We start from the raw sequence: 12,415 nt of genomic DNA on the forward strand, positions 1-12,415 counted from the left end.
TTGTTAGAGCTCGTCGTCGCTGAACGCGGCGTCGTCCTCTTCGATGGCTGCGGCGCGGGCTGCGAGGTCGAAACCGGGAGGGGAGTCCTTGAGGGACAGGCCCAGTTCAACCAGCTTTGCCTTGACCTCGTCGATGGACTTCGCACCGAAGTTACGGATGTCCATCAGGTCAGCCTCGGAGCGGGCAACGAGTTCACCCACGGTGTGGATGCCCTCACGCTTGAGGCAGTTGTAGGAACGGACGGTGAGGTCCAGATCCTCGATCGGCAGTGCCATGTCCGCAGCCAAGGCAGCGTCCGTCGGCGACGGGCCGATCTCGATACCCTCAGCTGCGGTGTTCAGCTCACGTGCAAGACCGAACAGTTCCACCAGGGTGGTGCCTGCAGAAGCAACGGCGTCGCGCGGGGCGATTGCCTGCTTGGTCTCGACGTCGACAATCAGCTTGTCGAAGTCGGTGCGCTGCTCAACACGGGTGGCTTCCACGCGGAAGGTCACCTTCATGACCGGCGAGTAGATCGAGTCGACCGGGATACGGCCGATCTCGGAGTCGCCGGACTTGTTCTGAGCTGCCGAAACGTAGCCGCGGCCGCGTTCGATGGTCAGTTCGAGTTCGAACTTGCCCTTCGAGTTCAGCGTGGCAATGTGCAGATCCGGGTTGTGGAACTCGACGCCGGCCGGCGGAGCGATGTCCGCGGCGGTGACGACTCCGGGGCCCTGCTTGCGCAGGTAAGCAACAACCGGCTCATCGTGCTCGGAGGACACGGAGAGGTTCTTGATGTTCAGGATGATCTCAGTGACATCTTCCTTGACACCCGGAACCGTGGTGAACTCGTGCAGCACGCCATCGATCCGGATGCTGGTGACAGCGGCGCCGGGGATGGAGGAGAGCAGGGTACGGCGGAGGGAGTTTCCGAGGGTGTAGCCGAAGCCCGGTTCCAGCGGTTCAATGATGAAACGCGAGCGGTTCTCGGATACTACTTCTTCAGACAGAGTGGGGCGCTGTGCAATAAGCACTTAGGTTTCCTTTCGGCGAGCATCCGCTATATGACGCAACACAGGTGGTGGAAATCGGCTTGGTTCCGGCCAATGCCGGCCGGGTCCGCTTCACAGTTCGACTGCGTCGCTGACCCGGCCGGCATTGGCCGAGGAAACCAATTAGACGCGGCGGCGCTTCGGCGGGCGGCATCCGTTGTGGGCGCTGGGGGTGACGTCCTGGATGGAGCCAACCTCGAGGCCAGCGGCCTGCAGCGAACGGATTGCGGTCTCGCGTCCGGATCCCGGTCCCTTGACGAACACGTCGACCTTGCGCAGGCCGTGCTCCTGGGCGCGCTTTGCAGCAGCTTCGGCAGCCATCTGGGCGGCGAACGGGGTGGACTTACGGGAGCCCTTGAATCCGACCTCACCGGCAGAAGCCCAGGAGATCACAGCACCGGTCGGATCCGTGATGGACACGATGGTGTTGTTAAAAGTGCTCTTGATGTGCGCTTGACCAAGCGCGATATTCTTCTTGTCCTTCTTACGCGGCTTGCGTACGGCGCCACGAGTCTTCGGGGGCATTGTTTCTCCTACAGAAAGTTGTTTGGGGAAAGCTGGAGGCTATTTCTAGCGTCCGGCCTTCTTCTTGCCGGCGACGGTGCGCTTCGGGCCCTTGCGGGTACGAGCGTTGGTCTTCGTACGCTGACCGCGTACGGGCAGGCCCTTGCGGTGACGCAGGCCCTCGTAGCTGCCGATTTCGACCTTGCGGCGGATATCTGCTGCTACTTCGCGGCGAAGGTCACCCTCAACCTTGTAGTTGCCTTCAATGTAGTCACGCAGCTGGACCAGCTCGGCGTCAGTCAGGTCCTTGACGCGAACGTCAGCGCTGATGCCGGTGGCAGCCAGGGTTTCGTGTGCACGGGTCTTACCCACGCCGTAGATGTAAGTAAGCGCAATTTCCAACCGCTTTTCGCGGGGAATGTCTACGCCAGCGAGACGAGCCATAGTGGCGGTACTCCTTGATAAACCGGAGGTCGTAGGCAGTACACCCGCACTTTCAGTGCGGCCCCAGCCTCCGACCGGGGGTTAGCTGTCCGGGCCCATACGTCCCAGTTCAGCTTGTGCTGCCTTTATTTACTTGCGTGGGTTAGCAACCCAGGTTGCCCTCGCGGGCGCTACTTCCCGTGAGGGAATTAGCCCTGGCGCTGCTTGTGGCGCGGGTTCTCGCAGATCACCATGACCCGGCCATTACGGCGGATCACTTTGCACTTGTCGCAGATCTGCTTGACGCTCGGCTTGACCTTCATGGCGTTCCTTTGCGTGTTGCAGGTGGTCGGCTAAAGCGGCCCTTGTTTCCAAGATGCCGCCCAGCAATTTACTTGTAGCGGTAGACGATACGACCACGAGTGAGGTCGTAAGGGCTCAACTCCACCACTACACGGTCCTCCGGGAGAATCCTGATGTAGTGCTGGCGCATCTTCCCCGAGATGTGTGCAAGAACGATGTGCTTGTTGGTGAGCTCAACACGAAACATCGCGTTGGGCAGCGCCTCGGTCACAACGCCCTCGATCTCAATGACCCCGTCCTTCTTGGCCATATCCTCCGCTAACTGTTGTTTGCCGCAGTCCCAGTTGGGCACCGGAAATCCGCGGACGTTTTTTGGTTTTTTGGCAGTCCGAATCGAGCTACTCCATCGGGCAGGTCAAAGCGACTTGTTAAATGGGCGTGGCAATGCAGACAACCAACAGACAACACTACGCCAATGCGGCGCGAATGTTAAATCCGCTCATGCTAACGCAGACCACCGCCCGGTGTCATCCTCCGGGCACCGAGGACGGCACTGGGGACGCACCGGATCACGGCTGAACGGGACCGTAGGCAGGGAAGGTACCGGCCGGCGTCGTGATCGGACCGGCGGAGGCGACGCCGTTGAGGACGGCCAGCCGAACGGCTTCTGCCGCCGCGCTTTGGAGGGTGATGAGCGAGACTTGCCGGGCCTGTTCGGAACTGCGGTCAAGCCCGACGGCGCCCGTCGCCAGCGCGAACACGGTGTCGCCATCGGCGAGTGTATGGGAGGGGCTCAGCGCCCTGGCGAGGCCGGCGTGCGCCGCGCTTGCGGTCCGCTTGCACTCGGCCGGGTCGAGGACTGCGTTGGTGGCGACGACGGCGAGGGTAGTGTTCAGGGCGGTAGGCCCGGCCGGAAGATCGAGTGGCAGGACTTCCACGCTGTCGCCCGGTGCGACGGGTTTGCCGAGTGCGTTCACCACGGCGAGCGCCCCGACCACGACTCCTCCATCCAGCAGAATCGAAGCCGTGCCCACTCCCCCTTTGAAGGCACCCCGTGCAATCACGGCGCCGGTTCCGGCCCCCACGGTTCCGCGTCCGACGTCGGCCCCCTCGCCTGAGGCGGCAGCGGCGGCTGCCGCTTCGTAGCCCATTGCTTCGTCCGGCCGGGCGGCGAAGTCGCCTCCGCGCCCCAGGTCGAAGATGGCGGCGGCGGGGACGATCGGCACGACTCCCCCAGGAACGGCGAAGCCCCGCCCATGTTCTTCGCACCAACGCTGGACACCGCGGCTCGTGACCAAACCGAAGGCGCTCCCGCCGGTCAGAACCACTGCGTCAACAGTCGGCACGAGCGTGGTGGGGTCGAGGGCGTCCGTTTCGTGCGTACCGGGGCCGCCGCCCCGCACGTCCACAGAGCCCACGGTGCCTGGCGGCGGGAGGACCACCGTCACTCCGCTCAACCAGCCGTCGCCGATCCGCTGGACATGTCCCACGCGGATTCCCAGCACATCAGTGATCTTGGACGCCATGTGCCTATTGTGCCCCTCCCCGCCCGGATGTGGGTTGCCCGGCCGGGCGGGGAGGCGCACATCCGGGCTAGACCGTGGCGCCGATCCGGGACAGCGCGTCCCTTAGGGCCGTTGCCGATACGTCGATGAAATGGGCGCCGTCGTACGGTGTTGCCCGCACGACATCCAGGCTTTGGGCTTCGCCGCGTTCCACGCGTTCGGCATATTCCGCCGCCATCTCGCGGATCCTCGCCACCTCTTGGGGGTCCAGGTCCGGGTGCTTGGCAATCCATTCGGGATCGTCGAGGCCGATCGGCAGGTGCAGGGTGGGTCCGGCGTTCTCGATGGAGAGCGGCAGGTCGGGGTTTTCCGCGTGCAGGATGCCAAGGATGGCATCCCAATCGAGCGACCCTTGTCCGATTGGCGCAAAGACCCTTCCGAAAACGCCGTCCTGCTCGCCCAGCACGAAGTCCCGCAAGTGCGTGGCACGGGTGTACGGGGCCACCCGGCGCGCGGCCGCCACCGGGTCTTCACCTCGTACCACCACATTGGCGGTATCGAACGTCACGCCGAGGACGTCGTCGCCCACTGCTTCGATGAGGCGCACGATTTCGTAGCTCGTGATTTCTTCGTGGGTCTCGATGTTCAAATGGACCCCGTGGTCCCGGGCCACCGGTGCGAGGAGCCGCAGGAACTTCTCGATTGCCACGAGCTGGTCGGCCCAGGGCGCGTCGGTCCGGAAACGGTCGAAGACGTAGTAGCCCGGCAGCCCGCGCTGGTAGTTGGCGCACGCCACCCAGAGGTCGGTCACGCCGGCGGCTTCGTGTGCGGCCTCGATCATCTTGACCATCCCGCGCGTGTAGTCGCCGTCACCGAGCCGGCGGACGTGGGGAGCTTCCGACGCAGCGTAGGGATTGACCTTGGCGAGGCCCATCTGAAGGTAGAGGTCGAGGGATTCCGCGCATTCGCGGACCTCGGTAAGGAAGCCGCGGTCGAGGGTCGGGGAAACGTCCAGGACGCTGCGGAAGTACACGCCTTCCATCCCGATCCCGTGGGCTCGTTCAAGGATACGGATCGCAGAGTCGTCCGCTTCGTGGGGAATTTTGCTCCCGTCAACACCAATTCGCATTTTTCGTGTCCTTCGTTTGTTCTTCGTGATTGTGGTGGTCACCCGTGGGGTGCTTGTACTTGTTGCCAGGGGTCGGATATTCAGCGGCCCCAGTTGTAGAAAGTGGTGGACGAGGAGTAGTCGAAGTCCTTCACCGAGGGCGCGAGCACGGCGGTGAATTGCGCTCGGTAGAGGATGGTCGTGGGCGAATTGGCCCGCCAGGCGTCCACGAGGGCGTTGATATACGGCTGCTGTGCCTGCAGGTCCGATGCGGCGTCGAGCTTCTTCATGAGCTCGGGCGTCCCCGGGATGCAGATGTGTTGGTTGTTGAAGCTGCTGCCGCAGGTCATCTTCTTCCGGAGCTCGTACGCGGCAACCGCTCCCGCGCTCTCGAACAGCAGTGCCGATTGGTATTTGCCCGTGTTGAACTTCGTGGCAAAAGCGGTAGGCGTCTGGGAGTCGATGTTGACCGTCACCCCGATCTCCTGCCACGAGGCCTTCAGAATCGTGGCAAGCGTGGATACGCCGGGCGACGACGGGTTGATCATGAGGTCGATCTGCGGATTCACCAGGCCTGATTCCTTCACCAATGCCCGGGCGTGGTCGAGGTCGAGGGGACGGGCAGCCGAACGTTGCGGATCGAATCCGGGAGTTCCCGGGACGAACGGCCCGTAGTAGGTGTCCGCATAGCCGTAGGCCACGCTTGCCTTGATCTGGTCATAGGGAACCGCGTAGCTCAGCGCTTCCCGCAGCTTCGGGTTGGACGTGATCCCGGACGAGTTATCGAACGAAACGGTCACCGGGGCGAAGGCCGGCGCGGACGTCACCTTGCAGCAATTGTCCTGGCTCAGCTCATGGACCACATAGGGCGGCAGTCCCAGCGTCACATCGGATTCCCCGCGCCGTGCCTGCAGCATGAGGGTGGGAATGGAGGTGATGAAGTTGACGCGGACCACCGGTTCCTTGGCAGCCTTGCCGTAGTAGTTGGGGTTCCGCTTCAGCACCGCATAGTTGTTGGCCACATATTCATCCAGGACATAGGGGCCGCTGCTGCTGGCGGTATGTGCGGCGAGCCACTGGTTCGGCACGCCCTTCTTGTCTTCGCCGTGTTCCTTGATGACCTTGGGATCGTAGATCGATCCGCGGCTCTGGGCAAGAGTGACCAGGATGGCCGGGTAGGCGCGGGACAAATCGAGTCGCACCGTCTGGGCATCCACCACTGTGACGCCCTTGATCAAGGGCGGGTCCGTCAAGCCGATTTGCAGGCCCAAAGAACCGCATCCGCCGATGGTCAGGTTGCGCATGATCGAGTACTGGACGGCCTCCGCATCGAGCGGGTCACCGTTGGCGAACTTTGCTCCGGGATGCAGGGAGAAGGTGTAGGACTTTCCGTCGGGAGATACCGTCCATGACGTAGCCAAGTCCCCTTTGACCCGGCCCGGATCCGTGTTGGCCACGTACGTTCCGTCGGCTTGCCGGTCTTCGTCGAGCGCCACAAGGCGGGCGTAAAAGTTGCTCGCGAAGCTGTTCTCGTTCCCGGCACAAACGAAGGCGGGGTCGATATTGGTGAGCGTCGTCGCCCAGTTCACGGTGAACGGCCGGTTCGACGCCGCCGCCGAATTGCCCGGACCGGCGCAACCCGTCAAGGCGAGCAGGCCGATCGCGGCGAGTACCGCCGTCGTGCGCTTTATCAGGGCGCGCGGAGTGGGTAGCTTCCTCATCTCACTTTCCTTCCGTGGCGAGGGCGGGCGCGGCAGCCGCGAGGGACGCGGCCCGGCGGCGAGCGCCCGGGACCGCATCCAGCAGCGCGCGGGTATAGGGATGGCTGGTGTTGTCGAAAACGTCCGCCGATGTCCCGGCCTCGACAATCCGGCCCGCGTTCATGACGGCGATGTTGTGGCTCATGAGCCGCGCTACCGCGAGGTCGTGAACGATGAACAAGTAGGTCAAGCCGAGCTCGTCCTGGAGGTCGCTGAGGAGGTTGAGGACCTGCGCCTGGATGGATACGTCCAAGGCGCTGACCGGTTCGTCCAAGACCACGAGGTCCGGGTTCAGGACAAGTGCCCTCGCGATCGCGATCCGTTGGCGCTGGCCGCCGGAAAACGCGAACGGGAACCGTTGGGCTTGCTTGACCGTGATCCCGACGCGGTCCAGCACTTGGGCGACCCGGCGGGCACGTTCGGCCGCGTCCGTGACGCCGTGGATGATCAGCGGTTCCTCAACGAGGTCGGCCACCGTGAATCGGGGGTCGAGGGAGCCGTTGGGATCCTGGAACACCATTTGGATGCGTTTGCGCATGCGCCGCATTTCCGGTTTCGAGAGCGCGGTGAGGTTGACGCCGTCGAACTCGATCAACCCGCTGTCCACCCCGGTGAGGCCCATGACGCACGCCGCCGTGGTTGACTTACCGCTGCCGGACTCGCCGACGAGGCCGAGGGTCTGGCCCCTTCGCAGTTCGAAGGAGACGTCCCGCAGGATCTGGACCCGGTGGCGGGAACCGACCCCTTTGCCGTAGGACTTGTTCAGGTTTTCTACCCGCAAGAGCGGGGCCGTGGCTGGGTTGCTCATGCTTCATCTCCTGGAATGTCGCTGGCGAAGTGGCAGCGCACGACGGCGCCACTCGCCAGGGCGCGTGACTCCGGGCGCTCCGTTGCGCACCGCGGTTCGTCCCGGCCGATCGGGCAGCGCGCGGCAAAGGGGCAGCCGGGTTCGTCGATGGACAGGTCCGGTGGCGAGCCTGGAATGGCCGGCAACGCACCGCGCTTGGTGGTGGCGGGGTCGATGACGCAGTTCAGGAGCGCCTTGGAGTAGGGGTGGGCAGGTGACTCGAAGAGCGCCCGCGCGCTGGTGGACTCGACGAAGCGTCCCGCGTACATGACGTTGACGCTGTCGCAGAGTTCCTCGACGATCCCGAGGTTGTGCGTGATCATCACCAAGGCGTTGCCGCGTTCGTCGCAGATCTTCGCCAGGAGGTCGAGGACCTGGGCCTGGGTGGTGACGTCCAAGGCGGTGGTGGGTTCGTCGGCAATGACTACCGAGGGATCGTTGGCGATGGCCATGGCAATGAGGACGCGCTGCCTCATGCCGCCGGAATACTGGTGCGGGTAGTCAGCGATGCGCCGCTTGGCATCCGTGACGCCTACTTCGCCAAGGAGGTCACAGGCCATCTTCCGTGCAGCCTTGACGGAAACGTCCTGGTGTACCCGGATGGTTTCCACGAACTGGCTGCCGATGGTTTTCAGAGGATCCAGCGCGGCCATCGGGTCCTGGAAGACCAAGCCGATGTCCTTGCCGCGGATCCTGGAGATGCCGGCGTCGTCGAGGCCGACCATTTCGGTCCCGTTGAGTTTGACGCTCCCGCCGGTAACCCGGCCTGGCTGCGGGACGAGCCCCACAAGCGACATGGCCAGGGCGGACTTTCCGGATCCGGATTCGCCGACGATCGCCATGCGCTGGCGCTTGTGGAGGTCGAAGGAAACGTCCCGGACAGCGTGGACGGTTCCCGATGCCGTGTTGAAATCGGTGACCAGTCCCTTGACCTGCAGGACGACGCCGCGGTCTTGGCTACGGTCCTGGCTCACGCCCGGAGCTGTGCCCGTGGAGGGGCTAGGAGGAGGAAAGGAAAGTGCGTTGGTGTGCGACATCAGCGGGCTCCTACTCGGGTTCGGGGATCTGCCGCGGTCATGATGAGGTCTGCTGCAAGGCTGACCACCACGTAGAGGATGGCGGCCAGTAGGAGCACTGCCTGGACCACTGCGAAGTCCTTCTGGATGATGGCGTCGGCTGTCATTGAGCCGATTCCCGGCCATCCGAACACCTTCTCCACCAGCAAGCTCCCGGCCAGGAGGTCGGCGAACAGCAGGGAAGCCGCGGGAAGGAGTGACAGCAAACCGTGCGGGGCTACGTGGCGGGCGTACACGGGGAACCTGCGCAGGCCATGGCTTTGGGCCACAGTGACGAAGGTTTCCCGCAGCGTTCCGCGAAGCTGGTTGCGGTACAGCCTGCTGAGGAAAGCGAACGGACCGAGCGCGACGACGATCGCGGGGAGGATCAGGTGCCACGCGGCGTTGACGAAGGTTCCCCATTGTCCGGCGATCACGGCGTCCACGGTGAACATTCCGGTGACGTTCGGCGGACGGAGGACGCCGGGCGAAAGGCGGCCTTCGGGACCGGGGAAGATGCCGAGCTGGATCGAGAGGACCAGGAGGGCGAGCAGGGCGATCCAGAACGGCGGCGAGCCCATTGCCAGCGACGAGCTGATGCGGAGGAACCTGTCCGGCCACCGGCGTCGGGAGTAGACGGCGATGCTTGAGGCAATGACTGCTCCCGCGATCGCGAACACTACAGACAGCAAGCCGAGCTCGAGCGTGGCAGGCAAGCGCTGGGCCAGGAGGGTGCCCACGCTGTTGCCTGTGCTGTAGGAGAAACCGAAGTCGCCGCGGAACAGCGAGCCCACATAGTTCCCGTACTGGACGAAGATGTTGTCGTCGAGGCCCATTGACTTTCGCAATGCTGCGATGGCTTCGTCGGTGGCGCCGTCGCCGGCGATGGCGCGCGCCGGATCGCCGGGAACCTTGCGGAGGAGCACGAAGGCAAAGACCGATGCGCCGAAGACCGTGGCCAGTGCCACGCCAAGTCGCTTGAGGATGTTGCGGATCATTGACGTTCCCTCACTTCGCCTGGATGAATTCGCCGCGGGGGTCCAGGACTTCCCGGGCCCGGTCCGCGATCAGGGTGGTCAGGCTGACGGCGAGGAGCAGGCCCACGCCAGGGAAGCCCGCGATCCACCATTGGCCGGTAAGGAAGAACTGCTGGCCGTCCGTGATCATTTCTCCCCATTCGGCGGTGGGAGGTTGCGCTCCCAGGCCGAGGTAGCCCAAAGCCGCCAGGGACAGTACGGCGGCACCGAAGACGGCGGCCATCTGCAAAATCATGATCGGAATGAGGTGCGGGAAGACGTGGCGGAACAGGACGCGCGCGGGGTGCGCGCCCAATGCCGTGGTGGAGCGGATGAAGTCCTGGCCGTACAGCCGCATCACTTCTCCACGCAGCGTGCGCATGTACCAAGGGAAGGAGTGCAGCGAGAGCCCGATGACCACCGCCGTTACGCCCGGCTGCAACGCCATTGCCATGGCCATCGCGAGGAGGATGGCAGGGAAGCAGAGGATGGAGTTGGTCAGCCAGGTGAAGAGGGTGTCCACCCATCCGCGCATGGATCCCGCCAGGAGCGCGGCGACACATCCAACAACCGCACCGATCAGCGCGATGGTCAGGCCTGCGAGGATCGAGGTACGTCCGCCGGCAAGGACGCGGGCCAGCACGTCGCGGCCGGTATCGTCAGTGCCCATCGGGTGCCCCCAGCTGGGGGCTTGGAGAACGGCTCCGAGGTTGATGGCATCGGGCTGGATCTGCCAGACCAAGGGACCCAGCAGGGTCGCCACAATGAGTCCGGCCAGGAGCGCGAGGGTCAGGGTCAAGGTCCGGTCCCTGCGGAGGAAGCTGCTGAAGGTCTTGCGCTTCGCCGGGGCAACGATCTGTGGGGCAGCAACAGCTGTCATGGAAGTCTTTCCTCTCCTGGTTGAGTCGGAGCCGGTTCGTTCGCGCCGGCACCGATCGATGTGAGGAGCCTCCGCAGGGTGGAGGCACTGTGGAGCAATTGGCGACGGCGTTCGGCCGCGCCGGGTTCTTCGTCCCAGTCGGCGAGCGCCGGGAAACGGCCGCGCGCCACGCCGTCGTGCGTCGCCACGCCGAGCCGGGCCACCTGCGCCAGGCCCGCCGCGTCGAGATGCGGCTCGTGGTCGAACCACGAGCGGTCGAAGACCGGGGTATCGAATTTCCCCCTGTGTTGTTCGAGGGTGAAGTCGCGCACCCCGGCGTCGAGCAAGTTCCGGAGGATCCCGTCCCAATCAAAGACGCCTTCGCCGATTGCCGTCAGGCGGCGGCGGTAGCCTTCCTGGACCGGGAACAGGACAGCGTCCTCCAAGTGGGTCATCCTGACGTGCGTTCCCAGCGTCCGGGCCACATCGACGGGATCTTCACCGCGGACCACGAGGTTGGCCACGTCGAGCCCGATCCCGAAGACTGCGGGATCCAGCTCCCGGACCAGGGCCAGGACTTCTGAGGACGCAAGGTCTTCGTGGGTCTTCACGTTGATGCGTGCCTTCGCACTTAGCGCGGCTGACCCCAATGCCTCGAGGTTCGCCCGGATGAGCCGGAGTTGCGCAGGGTGGTCAAGGAACCGTCCTTGTTCTTCCGCGCCTTCGCGGACGGACCGGGTGTAGACGAAGAATTCCTTGATCCCGAGTTCCGTGCCGCAAAGCAGGGCTTCAAGGAGGCTTTCCCGCACGGTCGCGGGATCGCCGAACGGTCCGGCGCAGCCGAGGCCGAGCTGGAGTTCGACGCCGGCCTGCCGCGCCGCGTCCGCGACGTCCCGCAGGTCTGCGGTGTTCCCCGCCGAAAGTTCCGCAGCAATGCTGTTGAGGACCACGAGGGTGAAGCCGTCGTCGACGGCGGCCCGGAATGAGTCCAACAGGGGGCGGTCTTCGTAGCCGGGGTATCGGGTGAATTGGACCCCGAGGCGAGTCGCCGGCATTTGGCCGGTGCCCGGGAGCCGCATATCAGGGAGCAGCTGTGTGATCTGGGTCATGATGGTAAAGATACACTCGTAAGACGTCTTACGAAAGGGTGGATTTTCCCGATCGAATGTGAGACGCTTCATAAACGCCAGCGGAAGGGTCACCGGACACTGACGGGTCCAGAATGATGCGGTAAAGAGTTGGGGCGGACCCATCTCCCGGGCTCGCCCGGGACAGGTCCGGCATGTTCAGAAATGAGGACACCATGGCGGTGAACGGCCGACGCAGCGTGGTCGACGACGCGATTGACGACATCCGGCTGCGGATTCGACAAGGCGAGTGGGGCCTCGGAGACCGGATTCCTCCCGAGCCCGAACTCGGAAAAGCACTGGGCCTCAGCCGGGCGCCCCTCAGGGAAGCCCTCCGCGCCTTGGTGCACGCCGGACTCCTCGTGACCCGGCAAGGCGACGGCACCTTCGTTGCCGCCGTCGACGAACAGGAAATCGCCCTGCGCAAAGGCTTCCAAGGCGCCGACCCCTTCGAAGCCATCGAAGTCCGCCGCAGCCTCGACGTTCCGGCGGCCGCGCTGGCCGCCCAGCGCCGGGACCAAGCCGACCTCGACAAGCTTCAGGACGCACTCGACCGTCGCCGCGCCGCGGCAGAAGCGAACGACGACGACGGCTTCCGCGAGGCGGACATCGACTTCCACCGCGCCGTGGTGGAAGCCGCCCACAACCAACTCCTGGCCGGCATCTACGGCTCGCTCGCTGCCACGATCGACGGGTCCTGGACCTCCACCGCGGGCCTCCACCGGGCCGCGGAGTCAGAGCACGACAGCCACGACGACCTTTTCGAGGCGATCCGCGACAACGCTGCCCAGGAAGCGATGCTCGTCGCGGGCGCCATCCTCGACAACCAGGCGTCGGACCTGGAGGACAAACCCGCGCACTCCCCCGGCGCATAGC

The 12,415-nt window shown here is 64.6% G+C and carries 14 protein-coding genes; 1 reads left to right on the forward strand and 13 read right to left on the reverse strand.

Features of this window, described 5'->3' with window-relative positions:
- Positions 1 to 3: 3 nt before the first annotated feature.
- From E1809_RS00880 to E1809_RS00940, 13 genes are all read right to left on the reverse strand, one after another.
- Positions 4 to 1,014 carry a DNA-directed RNA polymerase subunit alpha gene (locus tag E1809_RS00880; RefSeq protein WP_011775567.1) on the reverse strand — a complete coding sequence of 337 codons (1,011 nt, stop codon included), beginning with the start codon at positions 1,012 to 1,014 and terminating at the stop codon, positions 4 to 6.
- Positions 1,015 to 1,155: 141 nt separating this feature from the next.
- Positions 1,156 to 1,557, reverse strand: a complete 402-nt coding sequence (rpsK, locus tag E1809_RS00885; RefSeq protein WP_133202346.1) for a 30S ribosomal protein S11 — start codon at positions 1,555 to 1,557, stop codon at positions 1,156 to 1,158.
- Positions 1,558 to 1,602: 45 nt separating this feature from the next.
- A complete protein-coding gene (rpsM, locus tag E1809_RS00890) occupies positions 1,603 to 1,980 on the reverse strand; it encodes a 30S ribosomal protein S13 (protein WP_011775569.1) in 378 nt (125 codons plus the stop codon).
- Between the two features lie 188 nt (positions 1,981 to 2,168).
- The gene (gene rpmJ, locus E1809_RS00895) at positions 2,169 to 2,282 is read right to left on the reverse strand and encodes a 50S ribosomal protein L36 (RefSeq protein ID WP_011775570.1); all 114 of its coding nucleotides are present in this window, start codon (positions 2,280 to 2,282) and stop codon (positions 2,169 to 2,171) included.
- A gap of 68 nt (positions 2,283 to 2,350) precedes the next feature.
- Positions 2,351 to 2,572 carry a translation initiation factor IF-1 gene (gene infA / locus E1809_RS00900; RefSeq protein WP_009358723.1) on the reverse strand — a complete coding sequence of 74 codons (222 nt, stop codon included), beginning with the start codon at positions 2,570 to 2,572 and terminating at the stop codon, positions 2,351 to 2,353.
- 259 nt (positions 2,573 to 2,831) lie between these two features.
- Entirely contained in the window at positions 2,832 to 3,788 is a 957-nt protein-coding gene (locus E1809_RS00905; RefSeq protein WP_133202347.1) for a P1 family peptidase, read from the reverse strand.
- Between the two features lie 67 nt (positions 3,789 to 3,855).
- Positions 3,856 to 4,896 (reverse strand): sugar phosphate isomerase/epimerase family protein, encoded by a 1,041-nt coding sequence (locus E1809_RS00910; protein WP_133202348.1) that lies wholly within the window; start codon positions 4,894 to 4,896, stop codon positions 3,856 to 3,858.
- A gap of 80 nt (positions 4,897 to 4,976) precedes the next feature.
- Entirely contained in the window at positions 4,977 to 6,596 is a 1,620-nt protein-coding gene (locus tag E1809_RS00915) for an ABC transporter substrate-binding protein (protein WP_165962166.1), read from the reverse strand.
- A 1-nt stretch (position 6,597) separates the two neighbouring features.
- Entirely contained in the window at positions 6,598 to 7,443 is an 846-nt protein-coding gene (locus E1809_RS00920) for an ATP-binding cassette domain-containing protein (RefSeq protein WP_133202350.1), read from the reverse strand.
- Positions 7,440 to 8,519 (reverse strand): ABC transporter ATP-binding protein, encoded by a 1,080-nt coding sequence (locus E1809_RS00925; RefSeq protein ID WP_133202351.1) that lies wholly within the window; start codon positions 8,517 to 8,519, stop codon positions 7,440 to 7,442. The genes E1809_RS00920 and E1809_RS00925 overlap by 4 nt, the downstream gene beginning before the upstream one ends.
- Positions 8,519 to 9,535, reverse strand: a complete 1,017-nt coding sequence (locus E1809_RS00930; protein WP_133202352.1) for an ABC transporter permease — start codon at positions 9,533 to 9,535, stop codon at positions 8,519 to 8,521. The genes E1809_RS00925 and E1809_RS00930 overlap by 1 nt, the downstream gene beginning before the upstream one ends.
- A 10-nt stretch (positions 9,536 to 9,545) precedes the next feature.
- The gene (locus E1809_RS00935; RefSeq protein ID WP_133202353.1) at positions 9,546 to 10,433 is read right to left on the reverse strand and encodes an ABC transporter permease; all 888 of its coding nucleotides are present in this window, start codon (positions 10,431 to 10,433) and stop codon (positions 9,546 to 9,548) included.
- Positions 10,430 to 11,521 (reverse strand): sugar phosphate isomerase/epimerase family protein, encoded by a 1,092-nt coding sequence (locus tag E1809_RS00940; RefSeq protein ID WP_165962167.1) that lies wholly within the window; start codon positions 11,519 to 11,521, stop codon positions 10,430 to 10,432. The genes E1809_RS00935 and E1809_RS00940 overlap by 4 nt, the downstream gene beginning before the upstream one ends.
- 194 nt (positions 11,522 to 11,715) lie before the next feature.
- On the opposite strand from E1809_RS00940, the gene E1809_RS00945 reads away from it, so the two are divergent.
- Positions 11,716 to 12,414, forward strand: a complete 699-nt coding sequence (locus E1809_RS00945; protein WP_165962168.1) for a FadR/GntR family transcriptional regulator — start codon at positions 11,716 to 11,718, stop codon at positions 12,412 to 12,414.
- Position 12,415 lies beyond the last annotated feature (1 nt).

Source organism: Arthrobacter terricola, from assembly GCF_004354015.1.
GTDB classification, from domain to species: domain Bacteria; phylum Actinomycetota; class Actinomycetes; order Actinomycetales; family Micrococcaceae; genus Arthrobacter; species Arthrobacter terricola.